Raw genomic sequence first — 24,741 nt, 5'->3', positions numbered from 1 at the left:
ATTAGCCATAAGGATAGCGCTAGCTGAAAGGTTGGCAACAATCGCAAGGCTCGATGGGATGTATCGAGAACAGGATGTACAGCAGGATGCTAAAGGAATGCCCGACCATTCAGGATGAATATTGTCGGGCTTTTTTATGCCTGAACCCATACAAATTATGAATGTTAGCCTGTAAAGTCCTTATTATCATTTGCTAGTGCTGCCTGCAAATTTTCACGCGCTTGCTTTTCATAGCGGCTGTAAAAATAATCTGTCTGATAAATGCGTGGTCGCTGATAAAACCCAGCCAGCACTTCCCTGCGCTTGATATTGAATAGTGCTAGTGCCACAAAATCATATTCTTCCCTGATTTGCTGCTGATATTCGGCAAAGCGTGCAGGCATAGCGCCTAAGATGGCGAGGTCAATATCCACCATCAGTTTGTCCTCATTATTGCTGGCCTGATGATGCTGGGTTGCCATGATCAGCTGGTTCACTTGTTGAATGATTATTGGGTTAACTTTGCAACGCTTCAGGAATTGCGCTGCCCAATTTGCACTTTTTTGCTCGTTACTTAAGTGTTCATTGCTTATTTGCTCATTATTAAGCTGCTTACTGTTAGGTTGCGCATTATTAGCCTGTTTATGAGTTGACTGCTTAGGCAATGGATGGGTTTTATAAATAGCATCATGAAACCATAAGGCAATTTCTAACAGCGTAGGCTCTACGGCCAGATGGCTAACCTGCTCAAACAGGCTAATGCACTCAGCAAGATGCTGCACACTATGATAGGCACGATGCGGTTCAGCATAGCTCGCCAGTAATTCCTGATAAACCTGTGTCACAAAGGCCTGATCAGCAGGCAGGTCTAATTGCTGGCAAAGTCGCTGCCATGATCTCTTAAGCAGTTCTTCATACAACTTGATTTGTGGCGTAGCTAACATACTGGTTTTCTCATGGCGTATTAAATATTGCGTCATTAGAGGGATGCTTTTCCTTTTTATAGCGCATTTCATCAAAAAACTGTTGGCTTTGGTTAAAACAGCCTTCCTGTTAGTTCGGCAATATCAGTTTTGGCAGCATGAGTATGGGCTTACAAAAAAATTTCTGTCTGCCAAGATGTGATTTAACGTAAAATTCACATGATTTTAAAATCATATTGTTATTCAATCGGGACAGTTAGTGTGTTTATTTAAACAATAGAGTTTACTTCGACCCAACCCGCTGATTGTTTTAATAGTTATATTAAATTTCACCTAATTACCAAAGTCAGGATGATGTGTGCGTAAAATTGTGCATATTGATATGGATGCGTTTTATGCTTCTGTAGAAATTCGCGACCAGCCAGACCTACGCGGTCAGCCTGTGGTGGTTGCCTGGGATGGCCCACGCTCAGTAATTTGTGCTGCCTCTTATGAAGCACGCCAGTTTGGGCTACGCTCTGCCATGTCAGTCGCCAGAGCCAAGCAGCTTTGTCCACATGCCATTTATATTACGCCCAGTTTTGATAAATACCGTGAGGTATCCCGGCAAGTTCACGACATTTTTCATCAGTATACTGATCTGATTGAACCCTTATCTCTGGATGAAGCCTATCTGGATGTAACCCGCAATTTTAAAAACCTGCCTACTGCTACCGATGTGGCGCAGGCCATTCGTGCCGAAATTTTTGCACAAACCCGTCTGACCGCCTCAGCCGGTGTTGCTCCCAACAAGTTTTTAGCCAAAATTGCTTCAGACTGGAACAAGCCCAATGGGTTATGTGTGATTAAACCCAGTCAGGTTACGCAGTTTTTACCAAACTTACCAGTAGGAAAAATTCCGGGTGTGGGTCAGGTTACCCTGCAAAGAATGCAGATACTAAATATTCAAACCGTGGGTGAGCTGGCGCAGCATAGCCAGGCAGAGCTGGCACATCATTTTGGCCGCTATGGCTATCGGCTCTATGATCTGGCACGCGGCATTGATGAACGTCCGGTGAATGCTAGCCGTGAGCGACAGCAAATTTCCAAGGAAACCACCTTTAGTGAGGACAAGTTTCTGCCTGAGCTGGGCGAGCACTGGCACCATCTGGCGCATCAAGTATGGGAGCAAATGCAGAAAAAACAGATGAGCGCACGCACAGTCACGATTAAGCTCAAAACCAGTCAGTTTAAAACCATTACCCGCTCAGTCACCTACTCCAGCCATATTCCACATTATACTGAATTTCAGGCAGCTGTATTGCTTATGATTGAGCGCCTGACCCCTGAACTTAATCATCAACTCATGTTCCGGCTGGCTGGCGTGGGCGTGGGTGAACTGGCACTACAACAGCAACAGGCCCAGCTTCGATTGCTTGAATAGACACAGATTACTTGAATGGGCTCAAACCCTGTATTCGACTACTAATGGCTTAAATGTAAGCCACATTCGCGCTTTTCTTCTCCCTTGGTGGGATCATAATAATCCACATTATCAGGTAGCTGATGCGCTGTTAAATATTCATACATATCGCGCGATGACCAATGTAGTAAAGGTGCAACCTTAATCAGACCATCCGGGTTGATACTGACAGGCTGCATTTGTCCCCGTTCAGCCGTGTCACTGGCCCTTAATGCGGTAAACCACACTTGTGGCGCAGTTTCTTGTAAGGCCCGGGCAAAAGGCTCCAATTTCACTTCTTCAGTAAAGGCGGCATGACGCGGGTCATCAAGCGCCGGGACTGCGCCTTCCAGCGCTTCACGATGTGCACGTGAGCGTTTTGGCAGGTAAATTTTCAAGTTAAGGTTTAAGCGTTTGGTGACTTCATCAGCAAAGCAGTAAGTTGCCTCAGTATTATAGCCACTGTCCATCCAGATCACAGGAATGTCCGGCTTCACCTGTGTCAGCATATGCAGCATTACCGCTTCATACGGCCTAAAATTGGTGGTACAAATTGCAGGCTTGCCTAATCCCAATGCCCACGTAATTAATTGCTGGGGATTTTTCCCATATTTCTGATTTATAACGTCAAGATCAAAATTCATTCTTTATTCACCCTTATCCGGCATTGCATTACAGGCTGCCAGCACATTTACTGTAATACTGCTTCTAACATTCTAACATTCTAATATTCATGTTCTGTTGTGGTGAGGCTAGTTATTACTTTAGTAAAAAATGCCTAATGCCGATAAGCCGATAATCAAGCTGGCCAGCAGAATCATGTGGTTCCAGCGTTTATTAGAATATTGATCTCGCCTTAAAATAAGCTCGGCCATAAGCCACGGAATAATGATGAGCGCAGTAATATCGATGATGCTGAAATAACTAGCCTGCTGTAGCCAGTTTTGCTGGATTAGACTAACAATGGCAAATACCGCAGCGCACAGTAACCCTGTCCGGTACAGCAAACGCCAGTACACCAGATGGCTGAACTCACTATAAAAATCGTGCTGCACATAAAGATAACGGTTGGGGAGATTCATGGCCGACTCCTTTGTCAGCAGATGACCTAAAAAGTAAAGTCTATAGATCTAAACTGCTGAAACTCTATGTTATTTTCAATGCTACTTTTCTGTAAAATTTTTGAATAATCAAGGATAATTAGCTACTATTTGTAATTTTTACTGTTGAGTTAGAAGCTTTTGTAAACATGAGCTTAACTTTAACCAATCACAATAATAAAGCTATCACCATGCGCTAATCTGAGATTAAAAATTAATGTTCAGATTGGTTTATGCTTATTTTCCCACAGTATTGTAAGACTATTTAGTAGGCGGCAATATGCCAGTCATGCTGCTAAAACACACACTATAATCGTCGGCTGTAATAGCAACTTGTTGATCCACTCAATCGTTTTAAATCTATTTGTTAATTATTAGTGCTGCGACGTATGTCTCAATTTCTGACATAACCTGAGCCAAAAGCCAGGATAAATCACCAGCCATAAACCTGCGATTAATTGCACCACAATTCCTGTAAGCCCCAGAATACTGGCCATATCCAGTGCTGGTGTAACAGGGATAAATGCTAGTGACGCCGGTAACTGGGCCAGTGAACGCACAACAAAATAAATCCCTGCAAACTGAAACAATACTTTTTGCGAATCTTCACCGAGTGCCAGCGTTGTTTCTGTCTTGGCAGTAGTTAACACAGATGCGGCAGTTTTAAATACCAAATAAGCAGCGACAAGGCCAATTACTAGAAAGCAAGTAATCATCCAAAAGTAAATTACAGCAGGAATAGCTTTTTGCTGATATTGCTCCAGATTAGTAAACAGCATTACTAAACTGGGAATGTTTAGGAACATCTGTAACACCAGCCAGATTGCAATCAGCTTTAAAGCCACAGCGGTAATTTGTTGGGTGATCATGCTTTGCCTGAATCTTAAGAACAGCACCCATAGTAAATGCAAATCGTTCAACTTTATGTAGCTGGTTTTTTACGGTATGAAAATAGCAAAGTCTTGTACAGCAAGCGTTTAATCATACCTGCACTAGCATGATGCCCATACATGAATACGAGTAGTTGATTTCATAAAAACCTTTTTAAAACTTAATCATAGCGTCGGTGCTCTGTTATATTTTTATAAAAACTATTTGGTCTTTAACTATTAAAGTATGAAAAAAATAGGGGATATTAAGGAGAGCTACTTGCTAAAAATTACTTGATTTTACAAGAAAAAGTGGAGAATTTAAGTTTCGCTTAATAAATTAGAATAACCACTTTTACTAAACAGGAAAAATCAAATGTCGCTTCAAATAATTGATAAACCCAATCTTTACTTTTCAGCCCAGCTCTTAATTAATAACTTACTGGCTAAAATTGTTGAAGGGCACGTAATTAATAATCAGATTCAGTACCACTTATTTGAGCTTAAGCAGGTCTTTCGGGACAATATTGCGTCAACGACCACTCATCTCGAAGCCATTGCTGACCTGACTCAAACTTATGTAGTACTGCACAGCGAAACCAATGAAGAAGACGGCATTCCATTTATCACTTCTTTTAGCATTAATGGCGAAAACAATACCGTGACTATTGGTTTAAACCCACAAGCGATTGAACTAGTTAAAGGCCGGGATTTTCAGATTAAAGCCATTGACTAAGATTTAAAAAACGCACTGACAGGGAGTGCGTTTTAACTCATTGAAGAAAGCTAAACATTCAAAAGACATGATGCACGTCATGTTTACTTAATTTAAGAATTAACCTTTTGTACTTAATAAAACTAAATGCTAATTGGCTTATTTTTCTCTAAATCAACAACGCCTTGCCCGCAGTCCTGATCATTGGCTTGTGAACTTGAATAACCAATAAAAGAGAAACCCATCGCATTATTTTTAGAGCTGGTATATGCTACTATCTGATAGGTACAATTTGCAACCGCCTGAATCGGCACAGAATCATACGTGTAATAATCAATTCCTTCGGGCGAACCATGCACATAAAATATTTTAACAATATGGAACCCTGGCAATAATGCAACTGAATTTGCCCCTTCTCCCACGCCCCACTGCCTTGGAACATCTACGCCATCTACCGCCACAATGCGGATCATCTCATTGGCTAAAGTGCCCCGACGATAGTTATTAGAACCCTGAATTGTAGACTTTTGGGTTGGTGGCAATGCAGCGCCTTTGTACATCTGCACATAACCATTACTATTGGCACAGCCTGCTATAATTATGCAGATTGCTGTTCCTGATAAATTTTTCCACATCTACTCAATTCTCTGTTAATTTAAAAAACCCCCACTATTGCTAGCAGGGGTTTTGAATAACGCTAAGTGAAACGCTAAGATTAAATCTTAGTTTTTCTCTTTGTCGATGATCTTGTTGGCTTGAATCCAAGGCATCATCGCACGCAGCTTGTTACCAGTTACTTCAATACCATGTGCAGCATTCAGACGACGGCGTGCAGTCATGGATGGATAGTTCAGGCTGCCTTCAGAAATAAACATCTTGGCATATTCACCAGATTGAATGCGTTTTAATGCATTGCGCATGGCTTCACGGGATTGCTCGTTGATGACTTCTGGGCCAGTCACATATTCGCCATATTCCGCGTTGTTGGAAATGGAATAGTTCATGTCGGCAATGCCGCCTTCGAACATCAGGTCAACAATCAGTTTCAGCTCATGCAGACATTCGAAATAAGCCATTTCTGGGGCATAACCGGCTTCAACCAGTGTTTCAAAGCCCATTTTAACCAGCTCAACCGCGCCACCGCACAGTACTGCTTGCTCACCAAACAGGTCAGTTTCGGTTTCTTCACGGAAAGTGGTTTCGATGATACCAGTACGGCCACCACCAACACCTGACGCATAAGACAGTGCCAAATTACGCGCATTGCCAGAAGCATCCTGATAAATCGCAATCAGATCAGGTACACCTGAACCGCGCTGGTATTCAGAACGTACCGTGTGGCCTGGAGCTTTAGGCGCAATCATGATGACGTCCAGGTCTTTACGTGGAACAACCTGGTTGTAGTGAATGGCAAAACCATGAGCAAACGCCAGCGTTGCGCCTTGCTTGATGTTTGGCTCAATCTCGTTTTTGTATAGCTGAGACTGGAATTCATCCGGAGTCAGAATCATGACCACATCAGCAGATTTAACGGCATCTGCTACTTCAGCGACTTGTAAGCCAGAGTTTTCAGCTTTTTTCCATGAAGGAGAGCTTTTACGTAAGCCGACAGTAACATCCACGCCTGAATCTTTCAGGTTTAATGCATGGGCATGGCCTTGTGAACCATAACCAATGATGGACACTTTTTTGCCCTGAATGATGGAAAGATCGGCGTCTTTATCGTAAAAAACTTGCATGTGAGGTCTCCGAGTAAAACTTTGAAATTAAATATTGGGTATCACCTGCTCCAGCCCTTTAATAAATTAAAGAAAAGCTGGAGTGGCCTTAAAACTTAAACGGTTAAAACTTTTTCACCGCGTGCAATGCCTGACACACCGGAACGAACCACTTCCAGAATGGTGTTTTCAGACAGCGCTTCAATAAAGCCATCCAGCTTGTCAGTGGTACCAGCAATTTGGATCGTGTAAGTTGTTGGCGTTACATCAACAATCTGCGCACGGAAAATGTCAGCAGTCCGCTTGATTTCTGCACGTGCAGCGCCTAATGCCTTAAGCTTGATTAGCATGAGTTCACGCTCAATATGCGCACCTTCTGACAGATCAACCACCTTAACCACTTCAATCAGCTTGTTCAGTTGCTTGGTGATTTGCTCAATCTTGTGCTCATCGCCATAAGTGGTTAGGGTCAGGCGGGACAGGGTTTCATCTTCAGTCGGCGCAACATTGAGTGTTTCGATGTTATAACCGCGCTGGCTAAACAAGCCTACTAGACGTGACAATGCCCCGGCTTCGTTTTCAACCAGTACGGAAATGATGTGGCGGTTCATGTCCGCTCTCCTTTTGCTAACCACATGTCACGCATGGACTGGCCCGCAATCTGCATTGGGTAAACGTGTTCTTTTGGATCAACCATCACATTGATAAATACGCATTTATCGGTAATGGCCATTGCTTCCGCCAGTTTGCTTTCCAGCTCATCCTGATGATTGATCTGGATGCCAACATGGCCATAGGATTCCATCAGTTTAGTGAAATCTGGCAGTGATTCCATATAGGAGCTGGAATGACGGCCTTCATAGTTCATGTCCTGCCACTGTTTCACCATGCCCAATGCACGGTTGTTCAGGCACAGGATTTTCACTGAAATACCATACTGCGTACAGGTAGACAGCTCCTGAATACACATCTGGATCGAAGCTTCACCAGTAATACAAACTACCTGTTTTTCCGGGAAAGCCAGCTTGCATGCCATTGCGTATGGCAAGCCAACACCCATGGTGCCAAGACCACCGGAATTGATCCACTGGCGTGGCTCATCATACTTATAGTATAACGCGCCAAACATCTGGTGCTGGCCCACGTCAGACGTAATGATGGCTTTGCCGTCAGTGATTTTATAGAGCGCTTCAACCACTTCCTGCGGTTTCATTTCACCCGGACTGGCAGGCTCGTAACGCAGGCCATGACGCTTGCGCCATTCATTGATTTGTACCCACCACTGATCAATAGCTTCAGCATTTGGCTTTTCAATACCCATTTGCTTAAGCTGGACCAGCATTTCGGCCAGTACCGGCTCAACCGCGCCAACGATTGGAATATGGGCGGTAATGGTTTTGGAAATGGTTGCCGGATCGATATCAATATGAATAACTTTGGCATCCGGGCAGAATTTGGCCGGATTATTGGTCACCCGGTCATCAAAACGCGCGCCAACGCACAAAATCAGATCAGCATGGTGCATGGCCATATTGGCTTCGTAGGTACCATGCATACCCAGCATGCCAATAAACTGCGGGTCAGAACCAGGAAAGCCGCCCAGTCCCATCAGTGTGTTGGTAACCGGGAAGCCCAGACGATGACCAAGCTCGGTCAGCAGGCTGGCTGCATTGCCCTGAATAACACCGCCACCACTATAAATAACCGGACGCTTGGCAACCACCAGCTCATCAATCGCTTTACGAATCTGGCCAGAATGTCCACGCGCAGGCGGCTGATAGGAACGCAGCTTGACCTTCTCTGGATATTCATAGGCAAATTTTTCAGCCGGGTTGGTGGCATCCTTAGGAATGTCCACAACAACCGGGCCAGGCCGGCCACTGGCTGCAATATAAAATGCTTTTTTGATGATTGCCGGGATTTCACTGGCATGACGCACTTGAAAACTGTGCTTCACGATAGGACGGGAAATACCCACCATGTCCGTTTCCTGGAATGCATCTTCACCAATCAGATGGGTTGCCACCTGACCGGAAATGATGACCATCGGAATGGAATCCATATAGGCTGTTGCAATTGGTGTGACAGTGTTGGTTGCACCGGGGCCACTTGTGACCAGTACCACGCCGGTTCTGCCGGTTGAGCGTGAATAGGCATCGGCCATGTGCCCTGCTGCCTGCTCGTGACGCACCAGTACATGTTGCACTTTGTCCTGCTGAAACAAGGCATCATAAATATGTAAAACGGCGCCGCCCGGATACCCGAAAACGTGCTCAACACCCTCATCCGCTAACGCGCGAATGAGCATTTCTCCACCAGATAAAAGTTCCAAAATGACTCACCCTGTATGCTGACTAATGAAAGGAATCACTAATCCTTGAATTTGACACAACGCCATACCGACTCAATTAAACAGTCAATATGACAAAATACCACTGCGACTTTGGTAGGAAGATGACGGAAAACCTTTTTACAGCATTTGTTGTGACTGCTGTACCGCGTCAGATACTTTTTGGGATGGTAAAGTACCTGCTATGAGCCAAACACACCCGAGTGGGGTCTGATGTCTACCAAAGCAAAACGTCTGCCGCCGAAGGGTGATCGGCACAAATCGTTCAAATTTAAAAAGAGAGCTATTGTTTTATTTTAAGCCAGTGATGTCAAGGAAAACCTGCAATTTTCTTGCACGATTACCGCAAGTTTTTAGCGATTAAAAACGGCTCTCTTTACGAGAACGCCGTAGAGCCTAAACCTGCTACCACATATAGTAATATTACTTGCGAAACAAACCGAATTTAGCTACTTTGCACTAAATTATTGCGATGTGGTAGGGAGTTCCATCGTATGTTAAAAAATAGTCCAGTATTTAGACCTTTAGCTTTATCGTCCACTGGTTTGCTCCGTAGCTTATCAAGGTTTTTTTTATTTACTGCAAGTTTAACTACACTGGTCTTGGCGCAATCCGCAAGTGCAGAAACTTTTTACAAGTGGGTTGATAAAGCCGGCTCTACGCACTATACCCAGACGCCACCCGGTAAAAATAGCGCCAAGTCTGCCAAAAAAGTCTATATTGATGATCTGGCCCCGCCAACCCCGGTAGCCCCCGCCAATACTGAAAACAGTAATAGCAATGCAAATACTGGCACTACCAATGGCAATTCAAATAGTGGCAACGCTACCAGCGTTATGGATGCCAACCAGTTGGCCAATGCTGCAACCAATGGATCTGTTCCCAATACTAATGGTCAGCAGCAAGCTCCTCAGACCACCACAGCGCCACAACCTCAACCAGTCATTACTCCGATTACCCCGCCACCAGCCAATCGCCTGATTGTTCCAACACAGGATCAAACCAGACCAGCGTTTAGCGAACGTTAATGGCTTAAGGGAAAATTTAGTTTATCAATGAATCCATAAGTAGATGACCATGCCTGCAATTACTCAAACACTCAAAATTGGATTATTGATTAGTATCACCACTCTGCTGGCTACGACGACACAAGCCCAGCAAGTGTATAAATGGAAGGATGAAAAAGGAAGGCTGCATTATACGCAGACCCCGCCGCCTGCACGCTATGCTCAGGCAGTCAATATCAAGGAACGGCCAACGTCTGTTCCGGCTGTTAATGGCCAAAAAGTAGCCACAGGAAACGCTGCGCCCAACACAGATAACAAAGCACCAGCAAATGCAAGCAAGCAGGCACCGAAACTCAGTACTAGTGACTGTAAAGCCATGCAGGACAATCTGGCGTTACTGCAAACCGGACGTCGTCTCTATGAAAAAGATGCTGGTGGGGAACGTTCCTATATCACTGAGGAACGCCGGGCCCAGCAAATCCAGACCTATCAGCAGAATATTGCCAATGGTTGCAAATAGCTGTTAATAAAAACAGGATGGCTGCTTCAATATTTTTTAACAGGCCTACATCCATTTAAAAAATTGGTAAAAAATAACGATGTTGTTGACGAAAGCGCGCGCATTTTGCATTTTTAGGCTATGCTTGCGCTCAAGTTTTTATGATTGCCTGTTTTGTGGTTATGACAACATCCAATACTCAAAGTTCTGAATATCAATTTGCCCAAATCGAACCAGCTATCCAGGCTGACTGGGAATCACGTCAAAGTTTTGCAGTGGCTGATAAAACCGGCAGCCCGCGTCGCTATGTGCTGTCCATGTTTCCTTACCCGAGTGGCAAACTGCATATGGGCCATGTGCGTAATTACACCATTGGCGATGTGATTAGTCGTTATTACCGCTTAAAAGGCGAAACAGTGCTGCAACCCATGGGTTGGGATGCGTTTGGCTTACCGGCTGAAAATGCGGCCATTGCCCATCAGGTTGCTCCGGCCAAGTGGACCTTTGAAAATATTGACTACATGCGCCATCAGCTCAAAAGCCTGGGCTTGTCCATTGACTGGAAGCGCGAAATTGCCACCTGCACGCCAGAATACTATCGCTGGGAACAATGGTTGTTTGTCCGTCTGTATAAAAAAGGTCTGATTTACCGCAAGCTGTCGACAGTAAACTGGGACCCGGTAGATCAAACCGTTCTGGCCAATGAACAGGTCATTGATGGCCGTGGCTGGCGTTCTGGTGCGCTGGTAGAAAAGCGCGATATTCCCATGTATTACTTCCGCATTACTGATTATGCACAGGAATTGCTGGATGATCTGGATCAGTTAGCACCAAAAGATGAAACAGGTGGCTGGCCGCAACAAGTGCTGACCATGCAGCGTAACTGGATTGGCCGCTCGCAAGGCATGGATATTACCTTCCCGTCTGCAAATCCGGAGATTTATGCCGAGGGATTGACAGTATTTACCACCCGTCCTGATACCTTGATGGGTGTGACTTATGTGGCCGTTGCAGCCGAGCATCCGCTTGCTATTAAAGCCAGTGAAAATAATCCCGAACTCAAAGCATTTATTGAAGAATGCCGTATGGGTTCAGTGGCCGAGGCTGATGTAGCAACTGCCGAGAAAAAAGGCATGCCAACCGGCCTGTTTGTTAAACATCCGCTGTCTGGTGAACAGGTTCCAGTATGGGTGGCCAATTATGTGCTCATGAGCTATGGCTCCGGTGCAGTCATGGCAGTGCCAGCGCATGATGAACGTGATTTTGAATTTGCCAATAAATATCAGTTGCCAATCAAGCAAGTGATTCAAGTTGCCGATACTAATGATTATAACAATCAGACCTGGCAGGAATGGTACGGTAGCAAAGATGGCAAGCTGGTTCAGTCCGGTGAATTTGATGGCTTAAGCTATCAGGGTGCCTTTGATGCATTTCTGGCTAAATTAGAACCACAAGGCTTGGCTAAATCGAAAGTACAGTTCCGTCTGCGTGACTGGGGTGTGTCCCGTCAGCGCTACTGGGGCTGTCCAATTCCCATGATTAACTGTGAATCATGTGGACAAGTGCCTGTCCCGGAAGAACAGTTGCCTGTGATACTGCCCACTGATGTTGTGCCGGATGGTTCAGGCAATCCGCTGGCCAAAATGCCTGAGTTTTATCAAACCACCTGCCCTAGCTGTGGCGCAGCAGCCAAACGTGAAACCGATACTCTGGATACCTTTGTGGAATCCAGTTGGTACTATGCACGTTATGCCTCACCGGATTATGTCGGTGGCATGGTAAAACCGGAAGCCGCACAAAGCTGGCTGCCGGTCAATCAGTATATTGGCGGCGTGGAACATGCCATTTTACATTTATTGTATGCCCGCTTTTTCCATAAGCTTATGCGTGATGAAGGCGTCGTTCAGGGTAATGAACCATTTACCCGCCTGCTGACGCAAGGCATGGTGCTGGCAGATACCTTTTATCGCGAAGATGCCAGCGGCAAGAAAATCTGGTTTAACCCGGCAGATGTAGAGCTGGATAAAGACGATAAAAGCCGGATCTTGGCAGCACGTTATAAAGGCGATGGGCAGCCCGTCAATATTGGCGGTATGGAAAAAATGTCCAAGTCGAAAAATAATGGCGTTGATCCACAAGCCATTATTGACCGTTTTGGTGCCGATACTGCCCGTGTATTCATGATGTTTGCAGCACCACCCGATCAGTCTTTGGAATGGTCGGATGCCGGTGTTGAAGGCTCACACCGTTTCTTAAAGCGGGTCTGGCGTCAGGCTCAGCTGCATCTGGAAAACACGCCGACTATTCTGGCACCTTTGCAAACGACAACGCTGGGTACTACCGCTCAGGAATTGCGTCGCAAGCTGCATGAAACCATCCAGAAAGTGGGTGATGATATTGAGCGTCGTCAAGCCTTCAATACTGCCATTGCTGCATTGATGGAATTGCTCAACAGCATTGCCAAGTTTGAAGCCAAAGATGACAATGATTACGCGATCGAACGTGAAGCCATTACCAATCTGCTGTTGTTGCTGGCACCGTTTGCGCCACACTTGAGTCAGGCCTTGCTGGCACAGTTTGATATTGATCTGGTCAATGCCCGTTTTCCGGAAGTGGACGCCTCTGCCCTTACTCGCAACACCCAGACCATTGTGGTACAGGTGAATGGCAAGCTACGCGGCAAGCTGGAGGTGGGCCTGGATACCAGTGATGATGAGCTTAAAGCTTTGGCCAAGGCCCTGCCAGAAGTTCAGCAGTTTTTGACTGGCCCCACCAAAAAAGAAATTGTGGTCAAGAACAAGCTGGTAAATCTTGTGGTATAAGCCACAGGATTTACTTTGATCGACTATAAACTGGCTATAGGCTTTATAGAGGAACAATAGGCATGAAAAAACCACCAATACTGACAGGAATAACCTTGCGCCACTTGAGTTTAAGTCTGGCTTTGGGGTTAGCAGCCGTAAGCATGAGTGGCTGTGGTTTTCACTTGCGTGGCACCCAGGCTGCTGCTATTCCTATGGCCTATAAAAATGTTCAGGTGGATTTACCCAAGCAGGCCGAAGCCCTGCGTGAACCACTCACCGTTTATCTGCAATCATTAGGTGCGATAGTCAATCAGGACAAAAGCGCGCCTATCATCAAGATTACTGATTATCAGCAAACCCGTCAGCTACTGAGTGGCCGCCTGACCGAAGTACAACTGCGTCTGGCGATTACCTACCACATTGAAAGTAGTTTGGGCGAGCCATTAACCATTGATTACAGTGTATATTCACGCCGCAGTTATCAGTATGATATTGCAACGGTAAATACTGAAAATCAGGAAGAAGCGCACCTGATTGAAGAAATGAATCTGGATGCCGCCATGCAGATTGCGCGCCAGTTGCATGCAGGCCGTATGCAGTACGCCACTGCTAATGATAAAACAACTGCGCCCTAGTTTATTATGCGGCTGGATTATCGGGGTGCGATGGGACGAGTTGCCCAAGCCAGTGGCGTCTGGCTTCTGCACGGTAACGAGCCGCTGCTTGAGCAAAACCTGCTGAACGCCCTGCGCCAACACTGGCAATCCCAGCACATTGAACGTCAGCGCTTTGAAATCAATACCGTCAACGACTGGCGTGATGTGTTTAATTCACTAAATAGCCTGTCATTATTTTCTGAAAAACTAGCCATAGAAGCGCATGGCAATATCAAGCCAGATGCTGCCGGACTTGAACAACTCCAACAATTTATTCAGTCACCTGCAGATAATACCCTGGTTATTATTATGCCAAGGCAGGATCAGGCGGCACAAAAAACCAAATTTTACCAAAGCATTGATGCCAATAGTGTTGTGGTTCAGCTTAGCCTGCAAAACATGCAGGAACGTCTGGCCATTTTGCAGGATGAAGCACACCAGCTTGGCGTTCAACTGGCGCGTGATGCCTGGGAATTGTTATTGGCCCAGACTGAAAATAATCTGTTTGCCGCACAGCAAAGCCTGTTACGCCTGAGTGATTTATATCAGTCTGACCATGTGATTGGCCTTGAAGACTTACAAGCAGGCCTGACAGAACAATCACGCTTTAGCAGCTTTGACTTGGCGGATGCTGCCTTACAGGGCAATGCATTACAGGCCGTTAAGATTCTTGGCTTTTTGCTGGAATCCGGAGAAGCCGACAGCCTGATTTTATGGGCACTGTCCCGCGAAATGCGCTTACTCATGCAACTATTTGAGCAACCGGGTCAATACCAGAAACTGGGAATCTGGCAAAACAAAACCCGGTATTACCAGCAAGCATTAAAACGTATTTCCGGCAAACAGCTCATGCAATGGCCTGCTTTGCTTCAACGCACCGATGCCGCCATCAAGGGACTTAGCGAGGAAAATAGCAAAGACCTATTATTGCAGCTAACAATGGCCTTAAGTGGCAAGCCTCTGTTTCATGGATTGACCTAGCCAAGTTCCCTCATCAGGCTCGACTTTAAGTTGTGAATGCATCTAACAGCAAAAAATTGCTCATTTAATAATCAAAAAATAGCATTTATTCGATCCAAAATGGCAGTTAGTGTGAATTTTCATCAACATTTTGCTGATAATTGCTGTTTTTTGCCGACATATCTACTGCTTTTCCTATACCAAACTCAGAACTAAAATAGAGTACGGCTCCAATTAAAATGACTGTAATCATTGCTTTCATGATGCGCTCAAGCCTGCCAAATCTGGAATTGAAATCCTGTTGTAATACTTATTGCAATTCCTTTGCCAACTTGAAAAACCTAAAACTTCTAACAAAGAGGTATAGCGTTAAAAGGCTTTAGATTCGCTTGTTATAAGGCTTGACATGATAAATTTACATTAAGCAGTAACTGGACTACTGAACATTAAAGACTAAATGCTCTCAAATCTTTCTATTTATTATTCTCTTGTTTTATAAAGCAAAGAACCGCCCGAAGGCGGTTCAACAAGCTTTATTACTGTTCAGCAGCAGGATTGGATTACCAAACAGCTTTAAGTCTTGCTTAAGAAATTATACTTGAATCACTTTATTAAAAGTTTACTCGCCAGTCATTTCTCCAAACCATCGCTTTACTAAATATCTTAGGCCTAGAGTAGTCAATTTCGTACTTGACTATTCGACCTTAGGCTACAAACAATCACATTGACAAGCCTCAAGAAATGAAAATATAGTGAGATAGCGCTATTGCAAACAGCGCGCTTAGAATGGATCACGATAAGATCTGTTTTACGCCTTGAAAGGAATTTATCTACTGGATGTAGATGCTAAAAGCAGTGCGATTATGAGTTATTTATAAGTCCAGCTTTTAGCCATCTTTACTCATGGACGGAACCAAATGAAAATGAAAACTCTTGTGGTAGCTATTGCCACTGTTGCTCTCCCTGCCACCAGTGTATTTGCTGCGGCGCTTGACCGTTCTGGTCAATCCATTTCGGCTTTTTTGCAGCCCGGTAACTATGCAGAAATTGGCGTATCTTCCCTGTACCCAACCGTTGAAGGAAAGGATCGTTCCGGTAATGGTATTGCTGACATTGGTGAAAGCTACACTTTTGGCAGCGCAGCCATCAAATTACAGCCCACCGAAAAACTCTCATTCGGCATGATTTATGATGAGCCATTTGGCGCACGGGCAACCTATCGCGGCAGCAATAACTTTACGGCAAATGGCAGCACAGGAACGTTTGGCAATACCTCATCTGACTTAAAAACACGCAACCTTACCACGCTGTTTGGTTATGAACCGATTAATCATTTCAAGGTGTATGGCGGCGTGGCTTATCAGGAAATTGAAAAAGCCGAGGTAGACCTGCGCGGAACAGCTTACAGTGTCTATAACGGTTATAGCTCAACTGGCGACAAAGACAGTGCCTTTGGCTGGGTAGCAGGCATGGCCTATGAAATTCCTGAAATTGCGCTAAAAGCCTCGTTAACCTATCGTTCAGAAATTGAGCACAATGCGTCTACGCAGGAATCCCTGCAAATTGGCAATCTGTTGACTGCGGTTACCAATGGCTTAGGACAGGTTGATGCAGGTTTGTCTCAAATTAATGCAGGTCTGGCTCAACTGGCTGCGCTCCCGGATACTGACCCGCGCAAAGCTGCATTACTCACCCAGCAACAGTCTTTAACCGCAACACGTACAGGTTTAGTCACGCAGCAGGCACGTCTTGCTGCATTAAATGCCCTTGCACCTTCAAGCCTTGAACAAGCCAGCAAGGTAACCACACCCCAGTCTGTCAATCTGGATTTTCAGACCGGTGTGATGGCGGATACCGTGGCCTTTGCCAACTTGCGCTGGGTAGAATGGTCAGGTTTTGCCATCAGGCCTGCCCTGTTTGGCGCTGTTGCCACAGCAGCTTCGCCATCAACAGGTGGTTTTAATCTGGTTGATTATACAGATGACCAGTGGTCTGCCAATGTTGGCGTGGGTCGTAAGCTAACCAATACACTGGCTGGTAATGTGTCTGTGGGCTGGGACAGCGGTGCTGGCAATCCGGTCACTACACTTGGCCCAACAGAAGGCTACTGGAATGTTGGTCTTGGCCTGCGCTACAGCCCGGCGCCACAGGTTGAACTCTCTGGCGGCGTAAAATATTTCTGGCTGGGTGATGCAACGGCCAAAGTGAGTAGCGGCACTGAAGTTGCTGACTTTGAAGATAACCATGCGCTGGCCGTGGGTCTGAAACTGGGTTATCACTTTTAATTGATTTGAGAATTTCGTTTTTTGAAACTGCCCTGTACTGGTTACGGGGCAGTTTTATTTAATAACTAGCACTTTATTTCATTGATTTTATGCCTATTGTTCAGTCACTCTATTGAACCTCACTGGCTTGCATCCGCAGCAGCCAGCGCTTTTCACTCAGCATAATCAAAAAGGACGCCCCACATAAAATGGCAAAGCCCCAAGTCATGGGAACCAGGGTGCCGTTATAAAGCTGGCCGATAATGGTCGCCAGAATTAGCGATAAGATGGAAGCCGATGCCCCAATAATTGCAGACGCCATACCCGCCACATGCCCCATGGGTTCCATGGCAATGGCATTTAAATTGCCAAACAGACAGCCAAATACTGAGAATAGTAGACTGGCATACAGCAAAAACATCCAGAAAGTAATCTTAATACCGCTGTACTGCACCACTAGAAAGCCAAAAGACAGCAAGGCAATAAACAACATGCCATACATGCAAATCGGACGCATACCAATTTTGGCCACCAGCCTTGAATTGGTAAAGGACGCCACACCCATGAGCGCGGCCAGTAGTGCAAAACACAGGCTAAATGTTTCACCGGACTGGCCGAACTGTTGCATAAAAATTTGCTGTGAGGTGCCCAGATAACCAATAAAACCGCCAAAACACAGGCCAGTGCACAACAAATAGCTCATGGTGGTACGGTTGCTGACCACTTCGCGAAAGCCCTGCTGGAAAGCCTTAATTTGCATGGGCAAGCGTTGCTCTGGCAGCAGGGTTTCTTCCAGCCGCAGGGCAATCCATACCCCCACCACCATCGCATAGACAATGTAGAGGAGGAAAATTTCACGCCAGCCTGAAAAATAAATAATTACTTGTCCAATCGCAGGCGCGATGGCTGGTGCTACCATAAACACCATCATAATCAGTGACATCACCCGTGCCATATCATTGCCGTTGTATTTATCACGCACCACGGAAATGGTCGCCACATACGGCCCGGCCACGCCAATGCCCTGAATAAAACGACCCAGCAAAAACACCTCAAAACTGGTAGTGAGATAACACAGCAAGCTACCCACAAAATAAATGGCAATGCCGGAAAACAAAATGCGCTTGCGGCCAATGGCATCCGACAATGGCCCGGCAATCAGCTGACCCAGTGTCATGCCCGCAAAAATACAGGTAATCACCCATTGCACATGGTTGGGGTTATCAGTTGCAAACACACGGCCAATTTGACCCAATGCAGGCAAAATAGCATCTATGGAAAAAGACACCACCGACATCAGTAGCGCCATCAGCAAGGCAAATTCTCTGGAATGAATTTTGGACATGATTATTCTCATTAATATAAAAAAACTGGCCTACCCAAGCCTGCTTTACCGCGCTAACATCGTATTATTGTGTGTTGACAGTTTAATAGTTATACCTGCCGTATTCCAAGATCTAGTATTTTGCCCAGTTTAAAAATTCTAATTAGGACAGCAATAAAACTTAAACCAGCCCGGCCAGATATTTGCCAAACCATTTTGCGGTTTCAATATCGCCTTTTGGCGGCGTTTCTTCAACGGGTGCATTATCGGACTGGGTCATTAGGCCCAAAAAGCCGGACAGCCGGTTCAGGTCATTTTCATTGTGACCGGATGGCATTAGCGGAATACCACTCCACAGCATGCCATGCTGCATGGCAAACAGGCAAATTTGCTGCAATACCGCCAGCTTATCACCGCTTAAACCGCCAGAATTGGCAAACCCTGCTGCCAGCTTGCCCACCCACAGGCGGTTTTTCCAGCGTTTGGAGGTAGCATCCATAAACAGCTTAAAGCCACTGGTCACGCTACCCATATAAGTGGGTGAACCAAAAATGATGGCATCTGCATGATCCAGTGCATGCCAGTCTACATGCTCTACCGACATCACATGCACCTGAGTATTGGCTACCTGCCGGGCACCATCTGCAATGGCACGTGCCACGCGTTCGGTATGCCCATACGGACTATGGTAGACAATACACACCTGTTTGCAGGGTACTGGCGGGGTCAAAGCAGGATTAGAAGCAATAGCGTGGGTCAATTCAACATCCTAAAAGCGGCCTGCATAAAAATGCAGCTCAGGCGCCACATCATAACAGTTTGCAGGTTTCACCACAAAAGCTGATGCAAAACATCATCATAAAAACAGCAATACACAACACGATAGCCAGTATGTAGTTATCAACTTATTTACCCACTCATTCAGCATTCTGGATCATCACAAAGGTTGCCATGCGGCCTGTCCTTGCTGTGTGCCGGTATGAGTAAAACGTAGTGGAATCCTGATAACTGCATTGTGCGCCACCACTGATGTGCTGGATTCCCAATCGGTGCAGACGCTGGCTGGCTAGTTGATAAATATCGGCCAGATATTTACCTGTCTTATGGTTGATAAAAGCACTGGCGGCCTCAGAATGGTGCTGGGTAAAAGCCTCAAACACCTCTGCGCCCACTTCAAAACTGCATGGGCCAATTGCCGCTCCAAACCAGGCAAACACAGCAGGTGACTGCATGGCATTGACAGTATTTTCAATAATACCACCCAGCAAACCACGCCAGCCTGCATGAATACAGCTCACCTCAGTGCCGTCTGCATTGCTCAGCACAATTGGCAGACAGTCAGCAGTCATGATCATGCAGGCCACACCAGTTTGCCGCGTCACAAGCGCATCTGCATTGATGGGCGAAAATGGCATGGCCTGTTCAGTGACTTCATGCACGCGGGTACTATGGGTCTGTTCCAGCCATACCAGACGTTTGGCCCCATAAGGCTGCAATGCCTTTAACAGCTCAATGCGCTGCTGCTGGACGGTGCCGGCATCATCCCCCACATGCAGCGCCAGATTAAAACCATCAAATGGCGCAGCACTTTGCAGTAATGGATTAAATGCCTGCCGGGTGGTTTGCCCTGCCAGTATCTGAGCAGGCAATCCTGTTGCATTGATTAATTGAGGCATGTCCGGCTGCACAAGATTTTCCATCATTTTCACCTTGTTTATACGCTAACCGGATTAGGTATGATGCCCTTCATCACGCAGCGCCTGAACCAACTGGCTGAAATCATCCGGCCATGGCCCTTCAAACTGCATTTGCTTGCCCGTATGCGGATGCACCAGCCCCAGTTTGCGGGCGTGTAATGCCTGCCGCTTGAAATTTTGCAGGTTCTTGATCAGATTCTGGCTGGCCCCTTGTGGCAAGCGCCGACGGCTGCCATACATCGGATCACCCACCAGCGGAAAGCCAATATGCGACAAGTGCACACGAATTTGATGGGTACGTCCGGTTTCCAGTTGCGCCTGCACCAGTGTATGTGTGCCAAAGCGTTCCAGCACGCGGTAATGGGTCACCGAAGCACGTCCGCCGGGCTGTACACTCATGCGGGTACGCTCTACCGGGTGGCGTTTGATGGGCTGATCCACCGTGCCACCAGCAATCACATGACCCACCACCACTGCATCATAAATCCGGTACACCGACTTGTCGGCCAGCTGCTTGCTGAGGTGATGCTGAGCTGCCAGATTTTTGGCAACGACCAATAGGCCACTGGTGTCCTTGTCAATGCGGTGCACCAGACCAGCACGCGGCAATTCCTTGAGCTTGGCATCATGGTACAGCAGGCCATTTACCAGCGTTCCAGACCAGTTGCCTGCCCCCGGATGCACCACCAGACCAGCGGGTTTGTTAACGACCAGAATATGCTCATCTTCATACACAATATCCAGTGCCATTGGCTCTGGCTCAGTGGTGTTCTGCTCTTGCAGGGTCACTTCCAGATTGAGCACTTCGCCGCCCAGACAACGGTTTTTGGGTTTTACACTTTGGCCATTAACGGTAAGCTGGCCATCCTGTAACCAGCTTTTGAGCCGTTCACGCGAGAATTCAGAAAAAATACTGGCCGCCACCTGATCAAAGCGCAGCCCAAGCATCTCATCGGGCACCACCGCCTGCTGCGAAATTCTGGTTGCACTAGCTGCTTGATTTGACGCCAGATCTACCTCAAACAGGTCTTCTTGCAGATCAGCAAATAACGCATTGTCATCCTCAGGCAGCTCATTTATGCTTGAATCTGGTGTTTGCTGTAGATTTTGTGTATGGGCCATTTGGTATCTGTCATCAAAAATGGTTAAATAGCCCCCATTGTAGCGTATTGCCCGTTAAGTCCAGAGGAGTATTTATGTCGCTGCCCCGTTTTAGTGTGTTGATGTTGTCATTATCCGTGGCAATTGCAGGAGGAATGGCGGGTTGTAGCAGCTTTCCAAAAAAGAAAAATGATCTGAAGGACGCAGGCCCGCAGCGCAGTGAGCAAGCCTATTATGAGTCTGCACAAAAGAGCCTGAAACGCGGCCAGTACACCGAAGCCAACAAATCACTGGAAGCGCTGGATACCTATTATCCAACCGGTGAATATACTGAACAGGCCCAGCTAGACCTGATGTATTCCCGTTTCAAGCAGGGTGATTATCCGGGCGTGGTGACGCTGGCGGATCGCTTCATTCGCTTATACCCCAGCAATGCCCAACTGGACTATGCCTATTATATTCGCGGGGTTGCCAACATGGAGCAGCATTATGATGGTTTGCTGCGCTACACCAACCTGAACCAGTCACACCGTGATGTCAGCTACCTGCGTCTGGCCTATAGCAGCCTGCGTGAATTTGTACAGCGTTTCCCCAACAGCCGTTATGCGGTAGATGCAGCGCAGCGTATGCAATACGTTAATCAGGAACTGGCTGAAAGCGAAATGAACGTGGCACGCTACAACCTGAAACGTCAGGCATGGCTGGCTGCGGTACAACGTGCACGCTGGGTGCTGGAATATTATCCTCAAACCCCGCAAGTTCCTGAAGCACTGGCCACTATTGTGTATGGCTACCAGAAACTGGGCGACCAGCAAACTGCCAATCAGTACCTTGAAATCATTCGCCTGAATTATCCCAAGCTGATCAAGGGCAATGGCGTAGACCTGAATGCAGCACGCGGCAAGGCCTCCTGGGTTAACCGTGCCACGCTTGGTATTTTTGGCCGTGAAGCGCAATCGTTTGTGCCACAGAACCGCGAAAATGCAGCCGTTGTGGTTCCGCCTGCGGCCACCCCGGCCACCAGCAATGAACTGACATCCGAGCAGATCAAGCCTGATGTTCCGCAACCGGATCTGGATAATGCTGTACAGCAGCCTCCAGTTCCCAGCATTGGTCTGGGCCTGCCCGAGCTGACCTCGCCGCAGCAGCAGCCGGAATCTGCGCCATCCAATGCGCCATAACTTTATAATGCGTGCAAAACATAACTGATTATTCACCTTATGCTATAGTGCTCCCACTGCCTGTTTTTGGTAAATAGTGCAGCGGGGGCAACATGGCAATTCCACAACATACCATCGACCAGATACTGGATCGCATTGATTTGGTAGAGCTGATTGGCAGCCGGATCAAACTCAAAAAATCAGGCAAAACCTATACTGCCTGCTGTCCGTTTCATCAGGAAAAATCCCCGTCATTTAATGTAGACCGCAATAAAGGCTTTTATCATTGCTTTGGCTGTCATGCGCACGGCAATGCTATTGGTTTTTTGATGGAATATGAAAACCGCAATTTTATTGATGTGATCAAGGATCTGGCGCAGCAAGCAGGGATTGAACTGCCCAAAAATTCACAGGATGACAATAACAAATTTAGCTATAAACGCAGTGCAGCGCCCAAGCCAGCTGTGCCTGCTGCTAAAAAACCCGTAGCACCACAGGCTGGCACCCCCGCCAGAAATATCAAAACGCCTGCTAGCCATCAAGCTGCATCTGATAGTGATCCTTTTGATATTCCCACAGATGTTGATGGTACAGCGCATCTGATGCTAGATGACATCTGGCATGACAGCACCAGTCAGGACGTGCCCAATGATGACATGGCAAATAATGCCTCATCGAAAGAAGGTAATTTGTATGACCTACTGGAACAGGTGGCACAGTTTTACCAGCAGCAACTGGCTAAAAACAGTGCAGCGCAAGCCTATTTAACCAGTCGTGGGCTGGATGAAAAAGCGTGTGAATTCTGGCGGCTGGGTTATGCGCCAAGTGACTGGCAACATCTGCAACAGCATTTTTCCCGCGATATTGAAGGCTTAAAAACCGTCGGCCTGATCCGTGATAGTGAAAAAGGTCGGGCCTATGACCTGCTGCGTGACCGGGTGATTTTTCCCATTCGGGATGCCAAAGGCCGTGTGGTGGGTTTTGGTGGCCGCGCCATGAGCGATGACATCAAGCCCAAATACATTAACTCGCCGGAATCAATCATTTTCCATAAAAGTGAAATCCTGTATGGCCTGTATGAAGGCCGCAAGGCCCGCGCTACTCAATGGCTGATGGTAGAAGGCTATATGGACGTGATTGCCCTGCAACAGGCTGGGCTGGCTGGCGCAGTGGCATCCCTGGGCACAGCCACCAATGTGGAACATCTTAATACCCTGTTTAAGCAAAGCAACAAGATCACGCTGGCCTTCGATGGCGACGCGGCTGGACAGCGTGCTGCGTGGCGTACCCTTGAGCTGGCATTGCCTGCGCTGACTGATGGGCGAGAACTGCGCTTTCTGGTGTTGCCCGAACAGCATGATCCGGATTCCTTAATCCGGCTGGAAGGCTTGAGCGGTATCCGGCGGCGGATTGAACAGGCGCCGCCGCTGTCGGACTTTTTGTTTGAAAGTCTGGCCCAGCAAATTGACATTAAGACACCTGAAGGCAAAAGTCGCCTGATGCAGGAAGCCCGTTCCTTAACTGCCCTGCTGCCTGCAAAAGGTAGTTTTAAGCGACTGCTGGAACAATCCTTGCGTGACCGTTTAGGGCTAGGCTGGAATAAAAAACCAGCGGCACAGCAGCAATTATTATCGTTTGAACAAAGCTCCAGCCTGGAAGAAAAAGCCCTGCTGCTGCTATTACAGTATCCGGCTTTATTTAACCAGATGAGTGGATTACTTGAGCTGGTAGATGCTAATCATGCCTTTGGTCGTGCGCTATACCTCATGCAGCAGGCCGATGAAGAACTGCCGGACGACCCGGAACAATGCCTGTATTTCATGCTGGGTGCGTGGCCCAATGAACAGGAGCGCAACAAGTTATGTCATCTGCTCGATGCCGTGGATATGGGCGTCTATGTGCAGCAGCCTGAACGGCTGGATGGCCTGTGTCAGGAACTGGTGATGCAGCTTACCGAACAGTATTTACGCAAAAAACTGAATTTATCCGGCTCCATTCAGGTTCGCCAGCAATTAAAAAACCAGTTGCTGGAAATTCGCAAGAAACAATCGTTTCGGGAAGATATTGTTTAAAAATCTTCAGGTCTAAGACCTGTTTATCATTTTTAAAACTTCAATAAAGCCAGAAGTTTATCGATACTCCACCGCTTTAGTGACTGTCTTTATTTTGCCATG

General features: G+C 46.7%; 23 protein-coding genes. 10 read left to right on the top strand and 13 right to left on the bottom strand.

What is annotated here, in order from left to right; genetic code table 11:
* Nucleotides 1-164: 164 nt before the first annotated feature.
* Entirely contained in the window at nt 165-959 is a 795-nt protein-coding gene (locus Q337_RS0100420; protein ID WP_051526449.1) for an HD domain-containing protein, read from the bottom strand.
* 301 nt (nt 960-1,260) lie between these two features.
* On the opposite strand from Q337_RS0100420, the gene dinB reads away from it, so the two are divergent.
* Nucleotides 1,261-2,325 (top strand): DNA polymerase IV, encoded by a 1,065-nt coding sequence (dinB, locus tag Q337_RS0100410; RefSeq protein ID WP_211253585.1) that lies wholly within the window; start codon nt 1,261-1,263, stop codon nt 2,323-2,325.
* A 41-nt stretch (nt 2,326-2,366) separates the two neighbouring features.
* Here dinB and Q337_RS0100405 read toward each other — a convergent pair whose 3' ends face one another.
* From Q337_RS0100405 to Q337_RS0100395, 3 genes are all read right to left on the bottom strand, one after another.
* Nucleotides 2,367-2,987 (bottom strand): phosphoadenosine phosphosulfate reductase domain-containing protein, encoded by a 621-nt coding sequence (locus tag Q337_RS0100405; protein ID WP_026469890.1) that lies wholly within the window; start codon nt 2,985-2,987, stop codon nt 2,367-2,369.
* 120 nt (nt 2,988-3,107) lie between these two features.
* Complete coding sequence (locus Q337_RS0100400) at nt 3,108-3,425, bottom strand: hypothetical protein (RefSeq protein WP_026469889.1); 318 nt, start codon at nt 3,423-3,425, stop codon at nt 3,108-3,110.
* 392 nt (nt 3,426-3,817) lie between these two features.
* Nucleotides 3,818-4,312 (bottom strand): hypothetical protein, encoded by a 495-nt coding sequence (locus tag Q337_RS0100395; protein WP_026469888.1) that lies wholly within the window; start codon nt 4,310-4,312, stop codon nt 3,818-3,820.
* A 376-nt stretch (nt 4,313-4,688) separates the two neighbouring features.
* On the opposite strand from Q337_RS0100395, the gene Q337_RS0100390 reads away from it, so the two are divergent.
* Nucleotides 4,689-5,048: a hypothetical protein gene (locus Q337_RS0100390; RefSeq protein WP_026469887.1), complete on the top strand. Its 360-nt coding sequence runs from the start codon at nt 4,689-4,691 to the stop codon at nt 5,046-5,048.
* A 122-nt stretch (nt 5,049-5,170) separates the two neighbouring features.
* On the opposite strand, the gene Q337_RS0100385 is transcribed toward Q337_RS0100390, so the two are convergent.
* The 4 genes from Q337_RS0100385 to Q337_RS0100370 form a co-directional block, all read right to left on the bottom strand.
* Nucleotides 5,171-5,662, bottom strand: a complete 492-nt coding sequence (locus tag Q337_RS0100385) for a hypothetical protein (RefSeq protein ID WP_026469886.1) — start codon at nt 5,660-5,662, stop codon at nt 5,171-5,173.
* Between the two features lie 87 nt (nt 5,663-5,749).
* Nucleotides 5,750-6,766, bottom strand: coding sequence for a ketol-acid reductoisomerase (gene ilvC / locus Q337_RS0100380; protein WP_026469885.1), 1,017 nt, complete (start codon nt 6,764-6,766; stop codon nt 5,750-5,752).
* Nucleotides 6,767-6,861: 95 nt separating this feature from the next.
* Nucleotides 6,862-7,356 carry an acetolactate synthase small subunit gene (gene ilvN / locus Q337_RS0100375; RefSeq protein WP_034279131.1) on the bottom strand — a complete coding sequence of 165 codons (495 nt, stop codon included), beginning with the start codon at nt 7,354-7,356 and terminating at the stop codon, nt 6,862-6,864.
* Complete coding sequence (locus Q337_RS0100370) at nt 7,353-9,077, bottom strand: acetolactate synthase 3 large subunit (RefSeq protein ID WP_026469883.1); 1,725 nt, start codon at nt 9,075-9,077, stop codon at nt 7,353-7,355. The genes ilvN and Q337_RS0100370 overlap by 4 nt, the downstream gene beginning before the upstream one ends.
* A 512-nt stretch (nt 9,078-9,589) precedes the next feature.
* On the opposite strand from Q337_RS0100370, the gene Q337_RS16255 reads away from it, so the two are divergent.
* The 5 genes from Q337_RS16255 to holA all read left to right on the top strand — a co-directional run bounded on the left by Q337_RS16255 (nt 9,590) and on the right by holA (nt 15,042).
* The gene (locus Q337_RS16255) at nt 9,590-10,123 is read left to right on the top strand and encodes a DUF4124 domain-containing protein (protein ID WP_034279130.1); all 534 of its coding nucleotides are present in this window, start codon (nt 9,590-9,592) and stop codon (nt 10,121-10,123) included.
* 49 nt (nt 10,124-10,172) lie between these two features.
* Nucleotides 10,173-10,622 carry a DUF4124 domain-containing protein gene (locus tag Q337_RS0100360; protein ID WP_169733727.1) on the top strand — a complete coding sequence of 150 codons (450 nt, stop codon included), beginning with the start codon at nt 10,173-10,175 and terminating at the stop codon, nt 10,620-10,622.
* 161 nt (nt 10,623-10,783) lie between these two features.
* A complete protein-coding gene (gene leuS / locus Q337_RS0100355) occupies nt 10,784-13,423 on the top strand; it encodes a leucine--tRNA ligase (RefSeq protein ID WP_026469881.1) in 2,640 nt (879 codons plus the stop codon).
* Between the two features lie 62 nt (nt 13,424-13,485).
* The gene (locus Q337_RS0100350) at nt 13,486-14,040 is read left to right on the top strand and encodes an LPS-assembly lipoprotein LptE (protein WP_084494659.1); all 555 of its coding nucleotides are present in this window, start codon (nt 13,486-13,488) and stop codon (nt 14,038-14,040) included.
* A gap of 6 nt (nt 14,041-14,046) precedes the next feature.
* Nucleotides 14,047-15,042 carry a DNA polymerase III subunit delta gene (gene holA / locus Q337_RS0100345; RefSeq protein WP_026469879.1) on the top strand — a complete coding sequence of 332 codons (996 nt, stop codon included), beginning with the start codon at nt 14,047-14,049 and terminating at the stop codon, nt 15,040-15,042.
* A 106-nt stretch (nt 15,043-15,148) separates the two neighbouring features.
* Here holA and Q337_RS19285 read toward each other — a convergent pair whose 3' ends face one another.
* Nucleotides 15,149-15,283 (bottom strand): hypothetical protein, encoded by a 135-nt coding sequence (locus tag Q337_RS19285; RefSeq protein WP_265596959.1) that lies wholly within the window; start codon nt 15,281-15,283, stop codon nt 15,149-15,151.
* Between the two features lie 655 nt (nt 15,284-15,938).
* Here Q337_RS19285 and Q337_RS0100335 point away from each other — a divergent pair.
* Nucleotides 15,939-17,306, top strand: a complete 1,368-nt coding sequence (locus tag Q337_RS0100335) for an outer membrane beta-barrel protein (RefSeq protein WP_026469878.1) — start codon at nt 15,939-15,941, stop codon at nt 17,304-17,306.
* A gap of 109 nt (nt 17,307-17,415) precedes the next feature.
* Here Q337_RS0100335 and Q337_RS0100330 read toward each other — a convergent pair whose 3' ends face one another.
* The 4 genes from Q337_RS0100330 to rluD form a co-directional block, all read right to left on the bottom strand.
* On the bottom strand, nt 17,416-18,633 hold the full coding sequence (locus Q337_RS0100330) for a multidrug effflux MFS transporter (protein ID WP_026469877.1): 1,218 nt from the start codon (nt 18,631-18,633) through the stop codon (nt 17,416-17,418).
* 157 nt (nt 18,634-18,790) lie between these two features.
* Nucleotides 18,791-19,339 (bottom strand): flavodoxin family protein, encoded by a 549-nt coding sequence (locus Q337_RS0100325; RefSeq protein WP_026469876.1) that lies wholly within the window; start codon nt 19,337-19,339, stop codon nt 18,791-18,793.
* A gap of 187 nt (nt 19,340-19,526) precedes the next feature.
* Entirely contained in the window at nt 19,527-20,309 is a 783-nt protein-coding gene (gene pgeF / locus Q337_RS0100320) for a peptidoglycan editing factor PgeF (RefSeq protein WP_228133055.1), read from the bottom strand.
* A 30-nt stretch (nt 20,310-20,339) separates the two neighbouring features.
* The gene (gene rluD, locus Q337_RS0100315; protein WP_026469874.1) at nt 20,340-21,428 is read right to left on the bottom strand and encodes a 23S rRNA pseudouridine(1911/1915/1917) synthase RluD; all 1,089 of its coding nucleotides are present in this window, start codon (nt 21,426-21,428) and stop codon (nt 20,340-20,342) included.
* Between the two features lie 74 nt (nt 21,429-21,502).
* Between rluD and Q337_RS16250 the strand changes: the two genes are divergently transcribed.
* Entirely contained in the window at nt 21,503-22,588 is a 1,086-nt protein-coding gene (locus Q337_RS16250; protein ID WP_084494658.1) for an outer membrane protein assembly factor BamD, read from the top strand.
* A gap of 92 nt (nt 22,589-22,680) precedes the next feature.
* Nucleotides 22,681-24,639, top strand: coding sequence for a DNA primase (gene dnaG, locus Q337_RS0100305; protein WP_026469873.1), 1,959 nt, complete (start codon nt 22,681-22,683; stop codon nt 24,637-24,639).
* The last annotated feature ends 102 nt before the right edge of the window (nt 24,640-24,741 follow it).

The organism is Alkanindiges illinoisensis DSM 15370, from assembly GCF_000619845.1.
GTDB classification, from domain to species: domain Bacteria; phylum Pseudomonadota; class Gammaproteobacteria; order Pseudomonadales; family Moraxellaceae; genus Alkanindiges; species Alkanindiges illinoisensis.
The sequence above is the reverse complement of the archived record's forward strand: the minus strand, read 5'-3'. Positions and strand labels throughout refer to the sequence as shown.